Source organism: Streptomyces sp. NBC_00442, assembly GCF_036014195.1.
In the GTDB taxonomy this organism is placed as follows: Bacteria; Actinomycetota; Actinomycetes; order Streptomycetales; family Streptomycetaceae; genus Streptomyces.
This window is the reverse complement of record NZ_CP107918.1, coordinates 3,668,807-3,687,705: the sequence shown is the minus strand read 5'-3', so window position 1 is coordinate 3,687,705 and position 18,899 is coordinate 3,668,807. Positions and strand designations below refer to the sequence as shown.

General features: G+C 68.9%; 24 protein-coding genes. 14 read left to right on the top strand and 10 right to left on the bottom strand.

The genetic code is table 11. The features are described 5' to 3' along the window. Positions 1–83: 83 nt before the first annotated feature. Entirely contained in the window at positions 84–398 is a 315-nt protein-coding gene (locus OG432_RS16715) for a hypothetical protein (protein WP_328311729.1), read from the bottom strand. A 265-nt stretch (positions 399–663) separates the two neighbouring features. On the opposite strand from OG432_RS16715, the gene rpsF reads away from it, so the two are divergent. The 4 genes from rpsF to rplI all read left to right on the top strand — a co-directional run bounded on the left by rpsF (position 664) and on the right by rplI (position 2,364). Then, on the top strand, positions 664–954 hold the full coding sequence (gene rpsF, locus OG432_RS16710; RefSeq protein WP_328311728.1) for a 30S ribosomal protein S6: 291 nt from the start codon (positions 664–666) through the stop codon (positions 952–954). A 74-nt stretch (positions 955–1,028) separates the two neighbouring features. Continuing rightward, complete coding sequence (locus OG432_RS16705; RefSeq protein ID WP_328311727.1) at positions 1,029–1,619, top strand: single-stranded DNA-binding protein; 591 nt, start codon at positions 1,029–1,031, stop codon at positions 1,617–1,619. Positions 1,620–1,662: 43 nt separating this feature from the next. Next, entirely contained in the window at positions 1,663–1,899 is a 237-nt protein-coding gene (gene rpsR / locus OG432_RS16700; RefSeq protein ID WP_003956534.1) for a 30S ribosomal protein S18, read from the top strand. An 18-nt stretch (positions 1,900–1,917) separates the two neighbouring features. After that, a complete protein-coding gene (gene rplI / locus OG432_RS16695; RefSeq protein ID WP_100575643.1) occupies positions 1,918–2,364 on the top strand; it encodes a 50S ribosomal protein L9 in 447 nt (148 codons plus the stop codon). A 170-nt stretch (positions 2,365–2,534) separates the two neighbouring features. On the opposite strand, the gene OG432_RS16690 is transcribed toward rplI, so the two are convergent. After that, positions 2,535–3,884, bottom strand: a complete 1,350-nt coding sequence (locus OG432_RS16690; protein WP_328311726.1) for an MATE family efflux transporter — start codon at positions 3,882–3,884, stop codon at positions 2,535–2,537. Between the two features lie 423 nt (positions 3,885–4,307). Between OG432_RS16690 and dnaB the strand changes: the two genes are divergently transcribed. From dnaB to OG432_RS16675, 3 genes are all read left to right on the top strand, one after another. Beyond that, positions 4,308–5,801, top strand: a complete 1,494-nt coding sequence (gene dnaB, locus OG432_RS16685; protein ID WP_267058334.1) for a replicative DNA helicase — start codon at positions 4,308–4,310, stop codon at positions 5,799–5,801. Positions 5,802–5,874: 73 nt separating this feature from the next. Beyond that, complete coding sequence (locus OG432_RS16680) at positions 5,875–6,507, top strand: HD domain-containing protein (RefSeq protein ID WP_328311724.1); 633 nt, start codon at positions 5,875–5,877, stop codon at positions 6,505–6,507. A 129-nt stretch (positions 6,508–6,636) separates the two neighbouring features. Then, positions 6,637–8,040: a serine hydrolase domain-containing protein gene (locus OG432_RS16675; RefSeq protein ID WP_328311723.1), complete on the top strand. Its 1,404-nt coding sequence runs from the start codon at positions 6,637–6,639 to the stop codon at positions 8,038–8,040. Positions 8,041–8,139: 99 nt separating this feature from the next. Here OG432_RS16675 and OG432_RS16670 read toward each other — a convergent pair whose 3' ends face one another. Then, positions 8,140–8,592 carry a GNAT family N-acetyltransferase gene (locus tag OG432_RS16670; RefSeq protein WP_328311722.1) on the bottom strand — a complete coding sequence of 151 codons (453 nt, stop codon included), beginning with the start codon at positions 8,590–8,592 and terminating at the stop codon, positions 8,140–8,142. 24 nt (positions 8,593–8,616) lie between these two features. Next, positions 8,617–9,075: a MarR family winged helix-turn-helix transcriptional regulator gene (locus OG432_RS16665; protein WP_328311721.1), complete on the bottom strand. Its 459-nt coding sequence runs from the start codon at positions 9,073–9,075 to the stop codon at positions 8,617–8,619. A 137-nt stretch (positions 9,076–9,212) separates the two neighbouring features. Here OG432_RS16665 and OG432_RS16660 point away from each other — a divergent pair, with 137 nt between their 5' ends. Together OG432_RS16660 and OG432_RS16655 are read left to right on the top strand one after the other, a co-directional pair. Further along, positions 9,213–10,424 carry an MFS transporter gene (locus tag OG432_RS16660; protein WP_328311720.1) on the top strand — a complete coding sequence of 404 codons (1,212 nt, stop codon included), beginning with the start codon at positions 9,213–9,215 and terminating at the stop codon, positions 10,422–10,424. A 34-nt stretch (positions 10,425–10,458) separates the two neighbouring features. Continuing rightward, positions 10,459–10,890 carry a GlcG/HbpS family heme-binding protein gene (locus OG432_RS16655; protein WP_328311719.1) on the top strand — a complete coding sequence of 144 codons (432 nt, stop codon included), beginning with the start codon at positions 10,459–10,461 and terminating at the stop codon, positions 10,888–10,890. 85 nt (positions 10,891–10,975) lie between these two features. Here the strand turns inward: OG432_RS16655 and OG432_RS16650 are convergent, their stop codons facing one another. Both OG432_RS16650 and OG432_RS16645 read right to left on the bottom strand, forming a co-directional pair. Continuing rightward, positions 10,976–11,830, bottom strand: coding sequence for a GNAT family N-acetyltransferase (locus OG432_RS16650; RefSeq protein WP_328311718.1), 855 nt, complete (start codon positions 11,828–11,830; stop codon positions 10,976–10,978). 5 nt (positions 11,831–11,835) lie between these two features. Beyond that, the gene (locus OG432_RS16645; RefSeq protein WP_328311717.1) at positions 11,836–12,357 is read right to left on the bottom strand and encodes a DUF2269 domain-containing protein; all 522 of its coding nucleotides are present in this window, start codon (positions 12,355–12,357) and stop codon (positions 11,836–11,838) included. A gap of 131 nt (positions 12,358–12,488) precedes the next feature. On the opposite strand from OG432_RS16645, the gene OG432_RS16640 reads away from it, so the two are divergent. Next, the gene (locus tag OG432_RS16640) at positions 12,489–13,121 is read left to right on the top strand and encodes an HAD family hydrolase (RefSeq protein WP_328311716.1); all 633 of its coding nucleotides are present in this window, start codon (positions 12,489–12,491) and stop codon (positions 13,119–13,121) included. Positions 13,122–13,130: 9 nt separating this feature from the next. Here OG432_RS16640 and OG432_RS16635 read toward each other — a convergent pair whose 3' ends face one another. From OG432_RS16635 to OG432_RS16620, 4 genes are all read right to left on the bottom strand, one after another. Further along, on the bottom strand, positions 13,131–13,613 hold the full coding sequence (locus OG432_RS16635; RefSeq protein WP_328311715.1) for an NUDIX hydrolase: 483 nt from the start codon (positions 13,611–13,613) through the stop codon (positions 13,131–13,133). A gap of 59 nt (positions 13,614–13,672) precedes the next feature. Beyond that, the gene (locus OG432_RS16630) at positions 13,673–14,569 is read right to left on the bottom strand and encodes a LysR family transcriptional regulator (protein ID WP_328311714.1); all 897 of its coding nucleotides are present in this window, start codon (positions 14,567–14,569) and stop codon (positions 13,673–13,675) included. Between the two features lie 222 nt (positions 14,570–14,791). Beyond that, positions 14,792–15,919 (bottom strand): cystathionine gamma-lyase, encoded by a 1,128-nt coding sequence (locus tag OG432_RS16625; protein ID WP_328311713.1) that lies wholly within the window; start codon positions 15,917–15,919, stop codon positions 14,792–14,794. Between the two features lie 224 nt (positions 15,920–16,143). Then, the gene (locus OG432_RS16620; protein ID WP_328311712.1) at positions 16,144–16,524 is read right to left on the bottom strand and encodes a phage holin family protein; all 381 of its coding nucleotides are present in this window, start codon (positions 16,522–16,524) and stop codon (positions 16,144–16,146) included. 50 nt (positions 16,525–16,574) lie between these two features. On the opposite strand from OG432_RS16620, the gene OG432_RS16615 reads away from it, so the two are divergent. The 4 genes from OG432_RS16615 (at position 16,575) to OG432_RS16600 (ending at position 18,894) form a co-directional block, all read left to right on the top strand. After that, positions 16,575–16,892: a cupin domain-containing protein gene (locus tag OG432_RS16615; RefSeq protein WP_267058717.1), complete on the top strand. Its 318-nt coding sequence runs from the start codon at positions 16,575–16,577 to the stop codon at positions 16,890–16,892. Between the two features lie 150 nt (positions 16,893–17,042). Continuing rightward, positions 17,043–17,264 carry a DUF5326 family protein gene (locus OG432_RS16610; protein ID WP_328311711.1) on the top strand — a complete coding sequence of 74 codons (222 nt, stop codon included), beginning with the start codon at positions 17,043–17,045 and terminating at the stop codon, positions 17,262–17,264. 320 nt (positions 17,265–17,584) lie between these two features. Further along, positions 17,585–18,355 carry an IclR family transcriptional regulator gene (locus OG432_RS16605; protein WP_328311710.1) on the top strand — a complete coding sequence of 257 codons (771 nt, stop codon included), beginning with the start codon at positions 17,585–17,587 and terminating at the stop codon, positions 18,353–18,355. A gap of 104 nt (positions 18,356–18,459) precedes the next feature. After that, on the top strand, positions 18,460–18,894 hold the full coding sequence (locus tag OG432_RS16600) for an SsgA family sporulation/cell division regulator (protein ID WP_328311709.1): 435 nt from the start codon (positions 18,460–18,462) through the stop codon (positions 18,892–18,894). The last annotated feature ends 5 nt before the right edge of the window (positions 18,895–18,899 follow it).

Genomic DNA, 18,899 nt, shown 5'->3' with positions numbered 1-18,899 from the left:
CTACTGGGCCACAGGAGCGCCCTGGATGGCCGCACGGCACAGCGCCGTACGGCCATCCGTGGTGTTTGGCCGCCGTGTGGCCGTCAGCCGACGACGCCGCCGAAGAGCCCGCCGTGGGCCATGCCGAGAAAGAAGCCGACGGCCGAGGCTCCGAGGCCGAGGATCAACAGGAACCGCTCGCGTGTCGTCACCGAGATGAACTGGCCGTACGCGCCCGTGATGATCCCGGCCAGACCGGCCCACGAGCTGACCAGGTGGAGGTTGTAGAACCACGCCGTGGTGAAGGCCAGCACGCCCAGGACGACCGTGACGGCCATCAGCGTGTCCTGGAGCGGATGGGGCTTGCCGTCGGTGGCGAAGAGGGAAACAGGGGAATTCGGTCGCACTGCTTGTGCCATGAGGCACCTCCTGGCGAAAGGCGGCGACGAGTGACGCCGCACACACCCGATGTGTACAGATTGCGTCCCCTGCCCACAGGATTTCAACCGGAAGCAGGTCACCGGGTACTCTGGACGGTCTGCACCGGTGTCAGCCGTGCCCGCATGCCGTCCCGCTCCTCGCGGAGGGGGGTTGTCAGTGGGGGCGGATACCGTTGCTAACGCATCACGACCCTCCTGCCACGGAACGACCGTGGCCGCTGAGTCCAAAGGAGGTGGGTTCCACATGCGTCACTACGAGGTGATGGTCATCCTCGACCCCGATCTGGAGGAGCGCGCTGTCTCTCCCCTGATCGAGAACTTCCTCTCCGTCGTCCGCGAGGGCAACGGAAAGGTTGAGAAGGTCGACACCTGGGGCCGTCGTCGTCTCTCCTACGAGATCAAGAAGAAGCCCGAGGGCATCTACACGGTCATCGACCTTCAGGCCGAGCCTGCGGTCGTCAAGGAGCTCGACCGTCAGATGAACCTGAACGAGTCGGTCCTCCGGACCAAGATCCTCCGCCCCGAGACCCACTGAGCTTCCGCTCAGAGGTAATCGGGTCCGAGTAGCAACACAGCAGCCAGCAGCAATCCCCGCCGAGAGGTTCACCCATGGCAGGCGAGACCGTCATCACGGTCGTCGGCAATCTCGTCGACGACCCCGAGCTGCGCTTCACCCCCTCCGGTGCGGCCGTCGCGAAGTTCCGTGTCGCGTCCACTCCCCGCACCTTCGACCGTCAGACCAATGAGTGGAAGGACGGCGAGAGCCTGTTCCTGACCTGCTCGGTCTGGCGTCAGGCGGCGGAGAACGTCGCGGAGTCGCTTCAGCGAGGCATGCGCGTAGTCGTGCAGGGCCGGCTGAGGCAGCGGTCCTACGAGGACCGCGAGGGTGTCAAGCGCACGGTCTACGAGCTGGACGTCGAGGAAGTCGGCCCCAGCCTCAAGAGCGCCACGGCCAAGGTCACCAAGACCACTGGTCGCGGCGGCCAGGGTGGATACGGCGGCGGCGGTCAGCAGCAGGGCGGCGGCAGCTGGGGCGGAGCCCCCAGCGGTGGCCAGCAGGCCGGCGGCGGCGCTCCCGCCGACGACCCGTGGGCCTCCAGCGCGCCGGCCGGCGGCGGACAGCCGCAGCAGGGTGGCAGCGGCGGCGGTGGCTGGGGCGGAAGCTCCGGCGGCGGCTACTCGGACGAGCCGCCCTTCTAGGGCAGCTCGTACCCCCACTTCTTGATCACACAGGAGAAACACCATGGCGAAGCCGCCTGTGCGCAAGCCTAAGAAGAAGGTCTGCGCTTTCTGCAAGGACAAGACCGTCTACGTGGACTACAAGGACACGAACATGCTGCGGAAGTTCATTTCCGACCGCGGCAAGATCCGTGCCCGCCGCGTGACCGGCAACTGCACGCAGCACCAGCGTGACGTCGCCACGGCCGTCAAGAACAGCCGTGAGATGGCGCTGCTGCCCTACACGTCCACCGCGCGATAAGGGAAGGGTGACCGAAAAATGAAGATCATCCTCACCCACGAGGTCTCTGGCCTCGGCACGGCCGGCGACGTCGTTGACGTCAAGGACGGCTACGCTCGCAACTACTTGGTCCCGCGTGGTTTCGCGATCCGCTGGACCAAGGGTGGCGAGAAGGATGTCGCGCAGATCCGTCGTGCGCGCAAGATCCACGAGATCGCGACCATCGAGCAGGCCAATGAGGTCAAGGCCCGTCTCGAAGGCGTGAAGGTGCGTCTGGCTGTTCGCTCCGGCGACGCCGGCCGTCTCTTCGGCTCCGTCACCCAGGCTGACGTCGCTTCGGCGATCAAGGCCGCGGGTGGCCCGGACGTGGACAAGCGCCGCGTCGAGCTCGGTGCGCCGATCAAGACCCTTGGTGCCCACCAGGTGTCCGTGCGTCTGCACGCCGACGTTGTCGCGAAGCTTGGCGTCGAGGTCATCGCCGCCTAAGCACAGCACAGCACAGCAGAACGGGCCGTACCCCTTGGGTGCGGCCCGTTCTCTGTTTCACGTGAAACAGAGAAGTGACGGCCTGAGGCGGCACCAGCCCGCGCGGGCGAAGCGTTGTTCCACGTGAAACATCGTGCGGGGGCGCTTCCTCCGCTCGCGCCGAGTCGCGGTCAGCGCGCCGCGCCGGTGACCAACCAGCGACCGGAGCGAGCGCGCCAGGCAAGGGTCAGCATCCGGACCACCATCATCAGGCCCATCGCCCACCACAGGGCGGTGAGTCCGCCGCCCAGCGTCGGTACGAGCAGGGCGACCGGGGCGAAGGCGGCCAGGGTCACCAGCATGGCCCAGGCCAGATACGGGCCATCGCCCGCGCCCATCAGGACGCCGTCGAGCACGAAGACGACGCCGGCCACCGGCTGGATGACGGCGACCACCAAGAGAGCGGGAAGCAGGGTGTCCTGGACGGTGTGGTCGCTGGTGAAGAGCGGGATGAACAGGGGCCGGGCGGCCACTACGAGCAGACCGAGCAGCACCCCGAAGGCGATTCCCCACTCGACCATACGGCGACAGGCCTGGCGGGCGCCCTTGACGTCATCCGCCCCCAGACAGCGGCCGATGATCGCCTGCCCGGCGATGGCGATCGCGTCGAGGGCGAAGGCCATCAGGCTCCAGAGGGACAGGATGATCTGGTGAGCGGCGATGTCGACGTCGCCCAAGTGGGCGGCGACGGCGGTGGCGATCATCAGGACGGCCCGCAGCGAGAGCGTGCGGACCAGCAGTGGCACACCTGCCTGCGCGCTGTTCTTGATGCCCGCGGAGTCCGGGCGGAGGGAGGCCCCGTGCCGCCGCGCTCCGCGCACGACCACGGTGAGGTAGACGGCGGCCATGCCGAACTGGGCGATGACCGTGCCCCATGCCGACCCGGCGATACCGAGACCCGCTCCATAGACGAGCCCCAGGTTGAGCCCGCCATTGACGGCGAAGCCGCCGATGGCGACGTACAGCGGTGTCCTGGTGTTCTGCAGGCCGCGCAGGACGCCCGTCGAAGCGAGCACGACGAGCATGGCGGGGATGCCAAGGGCGGATATGCGGAGGTAGGTGACGGCATAGGGGGCCGCGGTGTCCGAAGCCCCGAAGAGGCCGACCAGCCAGGGAGCGGTGGGAAGGACCGTGGCGACGACCGCGGCGCCCAGGAGCAGGGCGAGCCAGATGCCGTCCATTCCCTGGCGTATCGCGGACCGCAGGTCGCCGGCGCCGACGCGTCGTGAGACGGCGGCGGTGGTGGCGTAGGCGAGGAAGATGAAGACGCTCACGGCGGTGGTGAGCAGGGGTGCGGCAATACCCAAACCGGCCAGTTGCGGAGTGCCGAGGTGGCCCACGATCGCGCTGTCGGCCATCACGAAGAGCGGCTCGGCCACGAGGGCGCCGAAGGCGGGAACGGCAAGGGCCACGATCTCGCGGTCGTGTCGTCGTCGGGAGGCGCGCCGGTCGTTCTCCGGTGCCGCGGGGGCCTGAGTCATGGGGTCAATCTAATCTTCCACAGGTAATAGACGCAATGCTTCTATGGTCCTTACTTTTAGGTCCTTTCCCGGTTCGTGCACAGGGCATCTGCCCTGATCTTGAGCCAGTCGGGAAAGTTTTTCTCCCCCACAGCCAGTGGACGGAGAACATGCAGGTCAGCACGGTGATGGTGGAGGCGCTATGACTTTGTCCACAGTGCTGTCCCCCGGTCCGTGCACAGGTTCCGGAGACTTCTCCACAGCATCTGGTCGTTCGTCCACATGCCCTGTGGATAACCAGATTGGCTGACGCCGCTCGCGGGCCTACCGTGGTCCGGCGCCCGACGCGCCGGAACCGGAGTCGGGCATCTCGTTTTGTCAGTGTCGTGCCGTAGAAAGAGTGGCACGGCTAGGTCCGCGGAGCGGACGGGAGGAGGTGGCCCGGTGAGCATTCCCGAGCCGTTGGACGAGCCCTGGGCCGATACCGGTCCGAGCGACCGGCTGCCTGTTTCCCGCCAGCGAGGCGACAGCGAGGGCCGCGGCCGAGGGCGCGGCAGGGGCCGTGACGATCAGCACGACCGAGGTCAGGACGACTGGGACGGCGGTTCCTCCGGGTTCGAGCGTGTGCCCCCGCAGGACATCGACGCCGAACAGTCCGTCCTCGGCGGCATGCTGCTCTCCAAGGACGCCATCGCGGACGTCGTGGAGATCATCAAGGGCCACGACTTCTACAAGCCCGCTCACGAGACCGTCTACACGGCGATTCTCGACCTCTACGCCAAAGGCGAGCCCGCCGACCCCATCACGGTCGCCGCGGAACTGGTCAAGCGGGGCGAGATCACCCGGGTCGGCGGCGCCTCGTACCTGCACACGCTGGTCCAGTCGGTGCCGACGGCGGCCAACGCCTCCTACTACGCGGAGATCGTCCACGAGAGGGCGGTGCTGCGCCGTCTCGTCGAGGCGGGCACCAAGATCACGCAGATGGGATACGCGGCGGACGGCGATGTCGACGACATCGTCAACTCCGCCCAGGCGGAGATCTACGCGGTCACCGAACAGCGCACCAGCGAGGACTACCTGCCGCTCGGTGACATCATGGAGGGCGCGCTCGACGAGATCGAGGCGATCGGTTCCCGCAGTGGCGAGATGACCGGAGTGCCCACCGGATTCACCGACTTCGACTCGCTCACCAACGGGCTGCACCCCGGCCAGATGGTCGTCATCGCCGCTCGTCCCGCCATGGGTAAGTCGACGCTGGCGCTGGATTTCGCACGTGCCTGTTCCATCAAGCACAACCTCCCGAGTGTGATCTTCTCGCTCGAAATGGGACGCAACGAGATCGCGATGCGTCTGCTGTCGGCAGAGGCCCGCGTCGCTCTTCACCACATGCGCTCCGGCACCATGACTGACGAGGACTGGACCCGCCTGGCCCGCCGCATGCCGGATGTCTCCCAGGCGCCGCTCTACATCGACGACTCACCAAACCTGTCGATGATGGAAATCCGGGCGAAGTGCCGCCGCCTGAAGCAGCGCAACGACCTCCGCCTCGTCGTCATCGACTATCTGCAGCTGATGCAGTCCGGCGGTTCGAAGCGCGCCGAGAGCCGGCAACAGGAAGTCTCGGACATGTCGCGAAACCTGAAGCTCCTGGCCAAGGAGCTCCAGCTGCCGGTCATCGCGCTCTCGCAGCTGAACCGTGGTCCCGAACAGCGCACGGACAAGAAGCCGATGGTCTCCGACCTCCGTGAATCCGGCTCCATCGAGCAGGACGCGGACATGGTCATCCTGCTGCACCGTGAGGACGCGTACGAGAAGGAGTCGCCCCGCGCGGGCGAGGCGGACCTGATCGTGGCCAAGCACCGTAACGGCCCGACGGCCACCATCACCGTCGCCTTCCAGGGCCACTACTCGCGCTTCGTGGACATGGCCCAGACCTGAGGCCGAGCTCGGCATCCATCCAGGCCGTCCGGCGACCAAGGTCGACTGCGACGTCAACGACTACCCTGTCGCGGTGACGACCTCGCGAGTACTGTCGATCGTCCTTCGGGAAAACGACCGGCCCCCGCTGCGGCCATTGCCCGTCGAAGCGGCCCAGTTGCTTCACGACGTCGACGCGCCGCCGCGTTTGGTCGCCCACCTGCGGGCGGTCCACGACGTCGCGGGACAGCTCCTCGAATGGATCGCCGCGCGCAAGCCCGATCTGGGCATCGACCCGCAGGCCGTCCTCTTCGGAGCCGCCACTCACGACATCGGCAAGACCCTGCACCCCGCCGAGTTGTCCGTCCCTGGTGCACAGCACGAAGAAGCAGGCCGGGAACTGTTGTTGGCCCGAGGCGTCGACCCCGCAAGGGCACGCTTCGCCGGGACACACGCCGCCTGGACCGCCGAAGGGGCCGGGATGGAGGACCTTCTGGTCAGCCTGGCCGACAAGATCTGGAAGAACAAGCGGATCCCCGAGCTCGAAGACCTTGTCGTCGCCAGACTCGCGTCGGCGGGCGGACGGCCAGTCTGGGAGGAGTTCCTCGACCTGGACGGCGTGCTCACGCGCATCGGGGACCAGGCCGACGAACGCCTCGCCTTCCAGATGTCCTACCCGGCAGCCGGGAACGGTCGTCGACCGCCGGGCCTCCCCGTCGACCACTGACCCGGGGGCGACGGGACTGCCGATGCCTCGGCCGGTTCCAAGGCGGCCAGGCGCTCGGAAGGGCGCGCGCTGGGTGTGTCGGCGAAATGGGTTCGACGGAAAGCGGGATGCGCCGCTAGACCTGGCTCCATGACGACATCCAGTTCCTCCGCAGCACGGTCCCCGCTCGAAGAGCTGCTGCCCGCTACGCGGCGCGCTCTGCTTCACCGCATCGCTGTCGCCCAGTCCGAGGGCCGGGCACCTTCGCTCGTCGCGGCCGTGGCGAGGGACGGGCGGATGGTCTGGTCCGGGTCGCGTACGTCCGTCGATGGGCACGGCTCGCATGCGGACGTCCAGTACCGCATCGGCTCCATCACCAAGACGTTCACCGCCGTGCTGGTGATGAGGCTTCGCGACGAGGGGCTGCTCGACCTGGCTGATCCGCTGGAGAAGCACCTCACCGGCACCCGGGCCGGCGGAGCGACGATCGCCCAACTCCTCGCTCACACAGCGGGGTTGCCGGCCGAAACGCCCGCGCCCTGGTGGGAACGGACACCCGGCGGTCTGCGGCCCGAGCTCACCGACGTGCTGGGCGAGCGGCCGCACTTGCATCCCGCCGGCCGGCTGCACCATTACTCCAACCCGGGCTACACGCTGCTCGGTTCCCTGGTCGAGGCGGTCCGCGGCGTGCCATGGGCGGAGGCGCTGGGCACCGAGATCCTGGAGCCGCTGGGCCTGGACCGCACGAGCGCGCAGCCGATCCACCCTCACGCGGGAGGCTGGGCCGTGCATCCGTGGGCCGATGTGCTGCTGCCCGAGCCGTCCGAGGACCTGGGGCTGATGGCACCCGCCGGCCAGCTGTGGTCGACGGCGAGAGACCTCTGCCGCTTCGCTGTATTCCTCGCCGAGGGAGACGAGCGGGTATTGGGCGCCGGGTCCGTCGCGGAGATGCGTATGCCTTCCGTGGGGGCGGAGCCGGGTGGCTGGGAGAGCGGTTATGGGCTCGGCGTACAGCTGTCGCACGTGAAAGGGCGTGAACTCGCCGGGCATACCGGCTCGTTGCCCGGGTTCGTCGCGGGGCTCTGGGTGAGTGTGACCGATGGGGTGGCGGCCGTCGCGCTGGCCAATGCGACCTCCGGTCCCTTGTGCGGCTCTCTGGCGGCCGATCTCGTAGAGATCGTGGCGGAGGCCGAGCCGCGCCTCCCGGAGCCCTGGCGCCCTCTCCTCGAGGTGGACGAGAGGCTCCTCGGGCTCACCGGGCCCTGGTACTGGGGCACCCATGTCTACGGGCTCCGGCTCCTCGCGGATCGGGGCGTGGCCCTGGAACCGCTGCGCGGCGCGGGCCGCCCTTCCCGGTTCAAGGCTGCCGCTGACGGCACGTGGACCGGTCTCGACGGCTACCACCGGGGGGAGACGCTCCGTGTGGTGCTGCGGCCCGACGGTTCGGTGAGCCATCTCGACCTGGGGTCGTTCGTCTTCACCCGCGAGCCTTACGGGCCCGACGCGTCAGCCGTGCCGGGCGGAGTGCACCCCGAGGGCTGGCAGGGCGTCTGACGTTTCACGTGAAACAGGACCGCCGGGCATTTCACGTGAAACGCCCAGCGGAAGCCCCGCGGGTCCCCGTGTTTCACGTGAAACACGGGGACGGTCGGACTACAGGGTCTTCTTGAACCCCACGTGGGAGGCCTCGAACCCGAGTCGCTCATAGAAGCGGTGGGCGTCGGTGCGGGTGGCATCCGAGGTCAGCTGGACCAGCTGGCACCCCTGACGCTTCGACTCGTCCACGGCCCATTCGATGAGCTGGGTGCCGAGGCCGCTGCCGCGCTCCGCGCCGTGCACCCGCACTCCCTCGATGACCGAGCGCGTGGCGCCTCGCCGGGAGAGGCCGGGGATGACGGTCAGCTGCAGCGTTCCGACGATTTCCCCGCCTCGGTCCGCCACCACCACATGTTGGTTCGGATCGCCCGCGAGCCGGTCGAACGCGGCGTGGTAGGGCGTCAGGTCGTCGGGAGACTCGCGCTGTGCACCCAGCGGGTCGTCCGCGAGCATCGCCACGATCGCCGGGATGTCCTCGGGCGTCGCGGGCCTGATTTCAAGATCGCTCATTCCCCGGACGATACTCCGGGTGGTTCAGGCGGCGACGTGGAGCTCCTCCACCGCACGGACCAGAGGGGCCAGTTCCGTATTCGCCGCCGCTTCGTCCAGTGCTTCGCGCAGCGCCCTGTCGTTCGTGGGGCGTGCCGCGGCGAGCAGGGCAAGGCCGGGCTCCGTGACGTCGGTGTAGATGCCGCGCCGGTCGGTGTCGCAGAGGTAGCGGGTCAGCAGGCCTCGGTCTTCGAGACGGGTGACGAGCCGGGTCGTAGCCGACTGGCTGAGGACGACGGCGTCGGCCACCTGCTTCATCTGGAGGTGGCCGCCCGGTCCGCTGTGCTGGCGGCTGAGGACATCGAGCAGCGAGTACTCGCGCACGCTGAGGTCGTGCCCCGCTTGCAGGGCGCGTTCGATGTGGGCGTCGATCCTGCCGTGCAGCAGGGACAGTGCGCACCAGCCCTGGGAAAGGGCGGTGAGTGCGGGATCCGTCGCGGTCATGCGTGTGTCCTCCGTCCGGAGCGGCTTCTCCTCAGGATAGTCCACTAGCGCAATAGCCCGCGTTTGCAATTAACAGGCGTCTGCAATTATTGTGGACGCCCGTAAGGGGCTTACGCAATCTCTTGGAAGGTCATCCCATGCCACTCGCCCTCCTAGCCCTCGCCATCGGGGCGTTCGGTATCGGCACCACAGAATTCGTGATCATGGGGCTGCTCCCCGAGGTCGCCGGAACCTTCGGCGTCTCCATCCCCACCGCCGGCTTCCTGGTGAGCGGTTATGCGGTCGGCGTCACGCTCGGCGCTCCGCTGATGACCGTCCTGGGTACCAAGATCTCCCGTAAGCGCATGCTGATGCTGCTGATGGGCCTCTTCGTCGTGGGCAACGTGCTCTCGGCGATCGCGCCCGTCTTCGGGCTGATGCTGGCCGGACGGATCGTCGCCTCCCTCGCGCACGGAGCCTTCTTCGGGATCGGCTCGGTCGTCGCGGCCGAACTCGTCGCTCCGGAGAAGAAGGCGGGAGCGATCGCCATGATGTTCACGGGTCTGACCGTCGCCAATGTCGTCGGCGTACCGGCCGGCACCCTCATCGGCCAGCAGGCCGGGTGGCGTGCGACCTTCTTCGCCGTCGCGGCGCTCGGCGTGCTGGGCCTGGTCGGGGTGGCCAAGCTGGTCCCCGACCTGCCGAAAGCCGAGGGCGTGCGGCTGCGTCACGAGCTCGCCGCCTTCCGGAACGTCCAGGTACTGCTCGCCATGGCGATGACCGTGCTCGGGTTCGGCGGAGTGTTCGCGGCGATCACCTACATCACTCCGATGATGACCGGCGTCGCCGGCTACGCCGACACCTCCGTCACCTGGCTGCTCGTTCTCTTCGGGCTCGGCATGGTTGCCGGCAACCTCATCGGCGGCCGGTTCGCCGACCGCGCTCTCATGCCGATGCTCTACGTGTCCCTGTCCGGCCTTGCCGTGGTGCTCGCGCTGTTCACCGTGGCCGCCCACGACAAGGTCGCGTCCGCCGTCGTGGTGTTCCTCATCGGCGCGCTGGGCTTCGCCACCGTCCCCCCGCTGCAGAAGCGGGTGCTCGACCAGGCCGCCGGCGCTCCCACCCTGGCGTCCGCCGTGAACATCGGCGCCTTCAACCTCGGCAACGCGCTCTCCGCGTGGCTCGGCGGCATCGTCATCGCGGCGGGCCTCGGATACACCGCCCCCAACTGGGTCGGCGCCGCACTCGCCGCATCCGCCCTCGCCCTCGCGTTTGTCTCCAGCGCCTTGGAGCGGCGTACGGGTACGGGCGGCCGAGTCACAGCGGGATCCGTGCCCGAACCTGCCCGGGTCACCGCCGCCCGTCACTGAACCAACTGCACCATAGAATCAAGGAGTTACCCCCATGAGCACCTCCACCATCGCCGTAGCCCCGCTCACCATCCAGGATGCGGAAACCCTCGTCGAAGCGGCCCGCTCCGCCGCCGAGGCAGCCGGAGTCACCGTCGCGGTCACCGTTCTGGATGCGGGCGGTCATCTGCTCGCCTTCCGCCGGGACGACCGGGCCGTCCTCATCGCCGGGGAGACCAGCACCCGTAAGGCGTATACGGCGCTCCAGCTGAACGCCCCCACCGCCGATCTGGTGGACGCGGTCCAGCCGGGCGGCCTCTTCCACACGCTGCCGACCGCTCTCGACCGCCCGCTCCTCTTCATCGCGGGAGGTGTGCCCGTCCACCGCGACGGACGGCTGATCGGGGCCGTCGGCGTGGGCGGCGGAGCTCCCGACCAGGACAACGGGTTCGCGAACGTGGCCGTGCAGGCCCTGGCCCGAGGTTGATCACCTCATGGTGTCTGCCCTCAAATGCCGCCTGAAGGACGGCACATGGGGTCCGTCGGGCACCGGTACGCGGGCTCGGTGCGAGCTAACCCGCCGCCACGGTGAGAGGAGCGAAGCGCCGCGTCCAGTCACCGGGCAGAGCCGGGATGCCGGATGCCATCACCGTGTTGAAGGCGACCGACTCCAAGCCCGACCTCTTCAGCCAGTCGAGCAGCTCCTCGTGGCGTACGTCCACATCCGTGCGCAGGGGGCGGTCCGTGCCGGCTGCGAGCGAGGCGACGAGAGCCTTCGCCGTCTCCGTGTCACGGGCGATCAACGGGCCCACCACGTGCGTGTTCGTGTTGGGCCAGACGGCCGCGAAACCGGTCACTCCGGTCGAGTCCTCCGCCACCCGCAACTGGTCGCTGAAGGCCGGCAGCCGGGCGATCATGTGGGTGCGGTCCTCGCCGAAGACCTCCGCGTCGAGCCGGAGGATCGCGGGCAGATCGTCGGCGGCCGCGGGCCGGGTGGCCACCGTCGGAGCCGGACCGGACGCCCGGAAATGACCCGAGACCATCTCGGCACGGCCGACTGTCTCGAACCCCAGCTCCTCGTACAACGGGCGGCCGTACGGAGTGGCGTGCAGGGTGAGCGGTGTGCCCCGCAGCTCCCGCAGGACGTCCTTCATCAAGCGACGTCCGACGCCCTGCCGGGCGAAGCGACCGGCCACCAGGACCATGCCGATGGCGGCCAGACCCGGACCGTACGAGGTGACGACACAGGCGGTCAGGAGCCCTTTACCGTCCGGGGCGTCGACGCCGTACCCGGTTCCCGCCGTGAGGAGCAGCCCCCATTTGTGCTCTTCGCGTGGCCAGCCCCGGTCCTCGGAGAGGTCGGCGCAGGCGACGAGATCTCCGATGGTGAGGCGGCGCAGAGGGAACTCGGTGAGCGGTGAGGGCATGAGGGTCAGGTTGTCGGACGCGGCGGCGCCGCGTCCACCACTTTCCGTGCCTCCGCCCGGTGCTTCCTGCCACGCCTGGTCAGTCCCCATGGCTTGAGCACGGAGACCGCCGTCATGAAGAAGTAGGCGCTGGAGGAGACGACCGGCGCGGCCACCAGGCTGATGTCGGGAACGCCGGCAGCGACCGCGCTGTTGATCTCGGGCCGCAGCGAGAAGGCAGACAGACAGAGCGTGATCAGGGTCAGCCAGAACTTGACCCAGACCCAGTGATGACGAGCCAGACCCCACCGGGTGCCCAGGGACAGGACCACTCCGGTGGCCAGCGTCGCCAGCGCGATGGGCACCACCAGCCAGTCTCCGAACACCTTCATGGCGCGGTACGCGGCTTCGGTCATGGCAGATGAGTCCGTCGTGTACGCCGTGATGCCGAGGGCGAGCAGGCCGATGGTGAGGCCCAGCCAGCTCACCGAGACGGCGACGTGGGCGACCAGCCAGCCCCTGCGCGTGGGCCGGCGGAGATGTTTCACGTGAAACGGCGCGCGGCGGGCGGGGCGAGACACGTGGAGAGATGGCTGTTTCACGTGAAACAGGGTGCTGCCGAGAGGGCATGCAGGGCGTCCGACAGGGGGAGTAAGCCCACGTACTAGCCTCGGCGTACATGGCAAGACTTCATCTCTTCGATCTCGATGGCACCCTCATACGGGGCTCGGCCGCGCCGGTCGAAATATCGCGACAGCTGGGGCTGCTCGAGGAGGTCGGCGAGCTGGAGCGGGAGCTGTCGGCGGGGCTCATCACACCGTACGAGTACGCGGTGCGTGTGCACGCCCTGTGGTGCGGGCTCACCGAGGTCCATGTGGCGAGCGCCTTCGAGAGCGCGCCCTGGATCACCGGGATCCAGGAGGTCTGGCAGGAGATCCGCGAAGAAGGCGACTACTGCGCCGTCATCTCGCTCTCGCCGTCCTTCTTCGTGGAGCGATTGCTCGGCTGGGGCGCCCACGCAGCCCATGGCTCGCTCTTCCCCGAGGTGCCCTTCACCCGACCCGTGGACCCGGCCGGGATCCTCAGCCCCGCCGCCAAGGTGGCCGTCATGACCCGGCTGTGCGCCGAGTTCCGTGTCGGCCCCAGCAGCTGTGTGGCGTACGGGGACTCCATGTCGGACGTCGACCTCTTCGCGGCTGTGCCCGTGTCGGTCGCGGTGAACGCCGATCATCACCTGGCAGGCCTCGCCACGCACACGTACACGGGCGGAGACCTGCGGGAGGCCTACGCGCTGGTCCGATCCGTGCGGTGAGGGCGGGCGTCAGCCGAGATCCGGCGCGTGCATGGCGCGCACGCCCTCGATGTTGCCGTCCAGGTAGTGCCGCAGGGAGAGCGGAACGAGGTGCACCGAGGCGATCCCGACTCGTGTGAACGGGATGCGCACGATCTCGTACTCCCCGCACGGCTCGTCGATCTCGGGGCCGTGGCGCAGCGAAGGGTCCATGGAATCGAGGCGGCAGACGAAGAAGTGCTGCACCTTCACCCCGGTCGCGCCCCCGTCGGCGCCGATGTGTTCGACGGTGTCGACGAAGCACGGCACCACATCGACGATCTTCGCGCCGAGTTCCTCGTGCACCTCGCGGTGGAGGGCCTCGACGACGGTGGAGTCCTCGGGCTCGACTCCGCCGCCAGGGGTGAGCCAATACGGATCCATGCCGGGCTTGGTGCGCTTGATCAGAATGAGGTCGTCGCCATCGAGCAGAACGGCTCGTGCGGTGCGCTTGACCACTGGACGTACGGTCATGGGAGAAATGTGGCCCGGCGAGACGCCTGCGAAACTCTTCGGGCCCGTACCGCCGCCGCTCAGCCCCAGTCCACCGCGGCACGCAGTAGCCAGTCCTGCGCCCGCGCGATGTGCGCGAGGCCGAGTGTGCCGGTGCGCGCCGCGAGGAAATAGGTGCGCAGCGGTGGCACCGGAGGGTCGTGGAGCGCCACCACTTCACCTTGTTCCAGAGCCGTTTCGCACAGGTAGCGCGGCAGCACGGCGAGCCCCGCTCCGGCCGTCACCGCGGCGAGGACCGCCCGCAGGTCCGGAGCGACCACGGTGCCGGCGGCGGCGGGCTTGGCGTCGAAGACGGACGCCCAGTACCGCGTCACCAGCGGCAGAGATTCATGAACCTCCACCACCGGGATGGGCTCCAGTACGCACGGCCCACCATGGCGCACCGCGCCCGGCCCGAGCCGCGCCGCCCAGCGCACCCCGGCGACGAGGACGTGCTCCTCGTCGCACAGTGGGGTCGCGGTCAGCAGTCCGCCGCGGGGCCGGGCCGTGGAGATGGCCAGGTCGTGGTGGCCGGCGGCCAGCCCTTCCAGGGTCTCCTCGGCGCTGCCGAAGGAAGCACGCAGCGCCAGGCCCTGGGGGATGAGCGGGGTGAGGGCGGGCAGCGCGCGCAGGGCGGTGAACTCGGGTGGGCCGGCCAGATGCACGGTCCGCGAGCCCGACTCCTCACCGAGGGCCGGCTCGGTGAGCTCGACCAGGGCGTCCAAGTGCGGTGCCGCCCGCTGGGCCAGCTCGTCACCGATCGTCGTCGGGGTCACACCACGCGCCTGGCGCAGGAAGAGGGGGCGCCCCAACTGCCGCTCCAGTGTGCGGATCTGACCGGTCACCGCGGGCTGCGAGAGCCCGAGCAGGGCCGCGGCCCGGGTGAACGAGCCGGCCCGGTGCACGGTGACGAACGTACGCAGCAGGGCAAGGTCCATGCCGCGCCTCCCGTCCCGCACTGCCTCACGACGCCCCCGGCCGGGCACCACTATAAATATGTCGATAGGCCCCTGTCGCTAGGGTGATTGGACACTGACGCAGAGTCAACTAGCCTTGTCCAGGTGGTTCTCAGCGCGCGAGAACCGGGACGGTCCGAGCCACGAGGGGGGAGGCTCGGACCGTCCGCCTTCCGTCGCGGGCGCGGCGCCGCGCCCCGGCCCCTACGGACGCCGCTTGCCCGCCTCGTCCAGGGCGCGCTCGACGTCCGCGATCAAGTCCGGGGCGTCCTCGGCGCCGACCGAGAAGCGGATGAAGCCCTCCCCCACCGCGTCGCCGCCCCAGCGGCCGCGCCGTTCCGCCGTGGAGCGCACGCTGCCGAAGCTGGTGGCGTCGTCGACCAGGCGCAGCGCTTCGAGGAAACGCTCGGCGAAGCCGCGGTCGGGCAGGTCGAAGGAGACCACGCAGCCGAAGCGGCGCATCTGCGCGGCGGCCAGACGGTACGAAGGATCCGAGGGCAGGCCCGGGTAGCGCAGGCCCGTCACCTCGGCGCGTTCGGCCAGCGCCTCGGCGAGGAGCAGGGCGTTCGCGGCCTGCCGGTCGGCGCGCAGGTGCAGCGTCGCGAGGGAGCGGTGGGCAAGCCACGCCTCCATCGGCCCCGGGATCGCACCGACGACCTTGCGCCACTTGCGTACGCGCGCGGCCAGGTGTGGATCGCGGCACACCACATAGCCGAGCAGGACATCGCCGTGCCCGGTCAGGCCCTTGGTGCCGCTGGCGACCGCGAAGTCCGCGCCGAGGTCGAGAGGGCGCTGGCCCAGCGGCGTGGCCAGGGTGTTGTCCACCGCCACCAGGGCGCCGGCCTCGTGAGCGGCCCGCGCGAGCCGGCGTACGTCGCACACGTCGAGACCCGGATTGGAGGGCGTTTCGATCCACAGCAGCTTCGCGCCGCTCAGGTGGGCCAGTTGGGCGTCCCCGGCGGTCGGCGCGGTGCGCACCTCGATGCCGTACGCCTCCAACTGCTCACGGACCAGGGGCAGGGCCTGGTAGCCGTCGTCCGGCAGGACCACGGTGTCGCCCGAGCGCGCCTGGGAGAGCAGCACGGCCGAGACGGCCGCCATTCCGGAGGCGAAGACGATCGCCTCGGAGCTTTCGTCGGGCGATTCGAGGTCGGCGATGGCCCGTTCCAGGTGGGTCCACGTCGGGTTGGTGTCGCGGCCGTAGGTGTAGGGCCCGGTCGCCTCGCCGGGCAGATGGAAGTGAGCGGCGAACACCGGCCCGGGAAGGGTGGGTTCGTAGGCGACCGGCTCGGGAAGGCCGGCGCGTACGGACCGCGTGCCGTCACCTGTCATGTCGCACACTCCATTTCGCTGGGGAAGACGCCGAGTTCACCAGGACCGACGTCCAAAGTTCCGGGGGGACGGAGGCGGGCCGGGAGAACCGGGATCCGTGGAACTGCCGGGCCGCGCGGGGCGTTCCACAGCTGTGTTCGTCGGGCACCGGCACGGCAGGGGGGCCTGCGGGCCCGCCCTTGTGCCGGCTTCCGGTGCCTGCCCCACAGGGGGTGGCCAACCGCTCAGTCCTTGTCGTCGGGGAGGACGATGTGCATCGCCCAGGACACGATGGAGATGATCAGGGCGCCGAGCACGGCGGTCCAGAACCCCTCGACGTGGAAGCTGAGGTTCAGCTTGTCGGCGAGCCAGGAGGTCAACAACAGCATCAATGCGTTGATCACCAGTGTGATCAGGCCGAGCGTGAGGATGAACAGGGGGAAGGACAGCAGCTTCACGACCGGTTTCACGACGAAATTCACCACGCCGAAGACCAGCGCCACCAGAATCAGCGTCAAGGCCTTCTTGCCGGTGTTGTCGCCGGTCAGCGTGATGTTCTTCACCAACCAGATGGCCACCGCCAGGGCAGCCGCGTTGGCGATCGTCTTGAGTACAAAATTCTTCATGGGTCCGATCGTGGCAGACGTGATCGGCACAAGGGCAGGGGCGGATGGCGATGAAAGATTTCCGGCTCGACGAGTTGGAGGCGGAGCGCGCCGCCAACGACGGGGCGTATCTGCAGTTCCTGCGGGAGCGGAACATGTCGGCGGGGCTGTACGCCCTCGATGCCGGCGCGCACGATCCGCAGTCCCCGCATGCCCAGGACGAGATCTACTTCGTGGCGAGCGGGCGGGCCTCGATCACCGTGGGCCTGGAGACGACGCAGGTCTCGCGCGGCAGCGTGGTCTACGTGCCGGCCGGGGTGGCCCACAAGTTCCACCACATCACCGAGGACCTGAGGGTTCTGGTCGTCTTCTCTCCGCCTGAGAGCTGAGGGCCGTCCCTGACTCTCCCTAAGGGTTCGGTCAGGGGACTTCAAGGGCTGCGGGCTCCCCGTGCGGCACCGGGTCGCCCCTAGCATCGAGAGTGTCGAAAGCACGGAATGCGTGCACGGACAGAAAACTGACAGAAAGAGGTAGGGACGATGGCCGCACGGGAGATATTCGCGGGGATGCCCTGGTGGGTGAAGTGGGTCGCCGTGCCCGTCATCGCCCTGGTCGTGTTCGGCGGTCTGATCGTGAGCGTGGTCGGCTTCCTGTTCGAAGTGCTGTTCAAGCTCCTGGTCTTCGTGGCCCTGGTCGGCGGTCTGATCTACGTGGTGCGGAGGTTCATGTCGTCCTCGTCCTCCTCGCGCGGCGGCTGGTAGCGGAATCCGGGCGGGTCGTGCACGGGTCGCACGGCCGCCTTCCGCGCCCGCCCGCGCGGCGAACCCCGTCAGTGCGTGCGGCGGATTAGCCCGAGCGGGGGATTGACCTGGACAAACCTCCTTCCGTCGCGGCGTCGGCCATTAGAGTGGCGAGTCTCCGCCGCCCCCTGGGAACCACGGGTTCCAGCCGCGCCAGACCACCGGCCCGAACCGGCCCGTGCCGACGCACCCCGTGCCGCCGCACCCCGAGGCGCGGCGGCCGCGCGGGGGCGGCCCCCGCGGGCGGGCGCGACGCCCGTCGGTACGCCTGGGGGTGACCTGTGGCCACGGCTTCGAACGCCGCCGTCCCTACCCTGATCGGCTCGGTCCAGCGAGCCCTGCGGCTGCTTGAAGCAGTCGGGTCGCACACCGACGGCGCTCCCGCCAAGCAGTTGGCGCGAGAGGCGGGTCTGCCGCTCCCCACCGCGTACCACCTGCTGCGGACCCTGACGCACGAGGGCTATCTGCGGCGCGAGAGCGGGGTGTTCGTCTTCGGCCCCGCGGCCGAGCGTCTGGCCCATGGCGGGGCACTGCAGAATCGTCGCAGCAAGATCGCCGGGTCGCTGGCGCGCTGGCGGGACTCCATCGGGGTGCCCGTCTACTTCGCGGTCTACCGCGAGGGTGAGATCGAGATCGCCGGGGTTGCCGACACCCCCGCCGCGCCCGCCGTCGAGGAGTGGGCCGACTTCCGCGAGACCGGGCACGCCCACGCGATCGGCCAGTGCCTGCTCAGCCAGCTCGACGACCGGGCCCGCGAGGACTACCTGGACCGGCACCCGGTAGAGGCGATCACGCCCTATACCGTGCGGGACCGTTGGGCCCTGTCGGAGCGGTTGGCGGCTACGGAGCGTATGCAACCGGTGGTCGAGCGGCAGGAGTACGCCCTGGGTACCGTCTGCGCCGCGATCCCGATCACGGCCGGTTCCAGCGCCGCGACGATGGCCATTTCCGTACCCCTTCACCAGGAGGAACGTCTGCTTCCGGCCATCGAGCAGCTCCGCGGCGAAGTGGGCGTCCTCCTCAGCTCCCTGGTGCTCTCTATCAGTATCTGAAATATCACTCCTTGTGATCTGTTGGCACTTACAGCACGATGGCGTGAAGAAGTCTCCGAGGGATCATTCCTGGCCGGTTTCAGCTAAAGCGGGGTACGTGACGAATGCGTGAGTCGGTTCAGGCAGAAGTGATGATGAGCTTCCTCGTCTCCGAGGAGCTTTCCTTCCGGATCCCGGTGGAGCTGACGTACGAGGCGACGGACCCCTACGCGGTGCGCATGACCTTCCACCTTCCCGGCGACGCGCCCGTCACCTGGGCCTTCGGGCGGGAGCTGCTGCTCGACGGCATCAACGGGCCGACCGGCGACGGCGATGTGCGCATCGAGCCCAGCGAGCCCGACGAGCTCTCCGACGTGCACATCCGGCTGCAAGTGGGCGCCGACCGGGCCCTGTTCCGGGCCGGCGCGGCACCGCTCGTCGCCTTCCTCGACCGCACCGACAAGCTCGTCCCCCTGGGGCAGGAGTGGACGCTCGGGGAGTTCGACGAGCACCTGGAGGACGCGCTCGGACGCATTCTGGCGGAGGAGAACGCGGGCTGACCCGC

Coding starts and splice junctions, on each gene's coding strand:
- rplI (WP_100575643.1), top strand. CDS start 1,918: ATGAAGATCATCCTCACCCACGAGGTCTCTGGCCTCGGCACGGCCGGC.
- OG432_RS16655 (WP_328311719.1), top strand. CDS start 10,459: ATGAGCACCTCCACCATCGCCGTAGCCCCGCTCACCATCCAGGATGCG.
- OG432_RS16635 (WP_328311715.1), bottom strand. CDS start 13,613: ATGACCGTACGTCCAGTGGTCAAGCGCACCGCACGAGCCGTTCTGCTC.
- rpsF (WP_328311728.1), top strand. CDS start 664: ATGCGTCACTACGAGGTGATGGTCATCCTCGACCCCGATCTGGAGGAG.
- OG432_RS16660 (WP_328311720.1), top strand. CDS start 9,213: ATGCCACTCGCCCTCCTAGCCCTCGCCATCGGGGCGTTCGGTATCGGC.
- OG432_RS16705 (WP_328311727.1), top strand. CDS start 1,029: ATGGCAGGCGAGACCGTCATCACGGTCGTCGGCAATCTCGTCGACGAC.
- OG432_RS16640 (WP_328311716.1), top strand. CDS start 12,489: ATGGCAAGACTTCATCTCTTCGATCTCGATGGCACCCTCATACGGGGC.
- rpsR (WP_003956534.1), top strand. CDS start 1,663: ATGGCGAAGCCGCCTGTGCGCAAGCCTAAGAAGAAGGTCTGCGCTTTC.
- OG432_RS16715 (WP_328311729.1), bottom strand. CDS start 398: ATGGCACAAGCAGTGCGACCGAATTCCCCTGTTTCCCTCTTCGCCACC.
- OG432_RS16630 (WP_328311714.1), bottom strand. CDS start 14,569: ATGGACCTTGCCCTGCTGCGTACGTTCGTCACCGTGCACCGGGCCGGC.
- OG432_RS16650 (WP_328311718.1), bottom strand. CDS start 11,830: ATGCCCTCACCGCTCACCGAGTTCCCTCTGCGCCGCCTCACCATCGGA.
- OG432_RS16675 (WP_328311723.1), top strand. CDS start 6,637: ATGACGACATCCAGTTCCTCCGCAGCACGGTCCCCGCTCGAAGAGCTG.
- OG432_RS16670 (WP_328311722.1), bottom strand. CDS start 8,592: ATGAGCGATCTTGAAATCAGGCCCGCGACGCCCGAGGACATCCCGGCG.
- OG432_RS16665 (WP_328311721.1), bottom strand. CDS start 9,075: ATGACCGCGACGGATCCCGCACTCACCGCCCTTTCCCAGGGCTGGTGC.
- OG432_RS16600 (WP_328311709.1), top strand. CDS start 18,460: ATGCGTGAGTCGGTTCAGGCAGAAGTGATGATGAGCTTCCTCGTCTCC.
- OG432_RS16620 (WP_328311712.1), bottom strand. CDS start 16,524: ATGAAGAATTTTGTACTCAAGACGATCGCCAACGCGGCTGCCCTGGCG.
- OG432_RS16615 (WP_267058717.1), top strand. CDS start 16,575: ATGAAAGATTTCCGGCTCGACGAGTTGGAGGCGGAGCGCGCCGCCAAC.
- OG432_RS16610 (WP_328311711.1), top strand. CDS start 17,043: ATGGCCGCACGGGAGATATTCGCGGGGATGCCCTGGTGGGTGAAGTGG.
- OG432_RS16625 (WP_328311713.1), bottom strand. CDS start 15,919: ATGACAGGTGACGGCACGCGGTCCGTACGCGCCGGCCTTCCCGAGCCG.
- OG432_RS16690 (WP_328311726.1), bottom strand. CDS start 3,884: ATGACTCAGGCCCCCGCGGCACCGGAGAACGACCGGCGCGCCTCCCGA.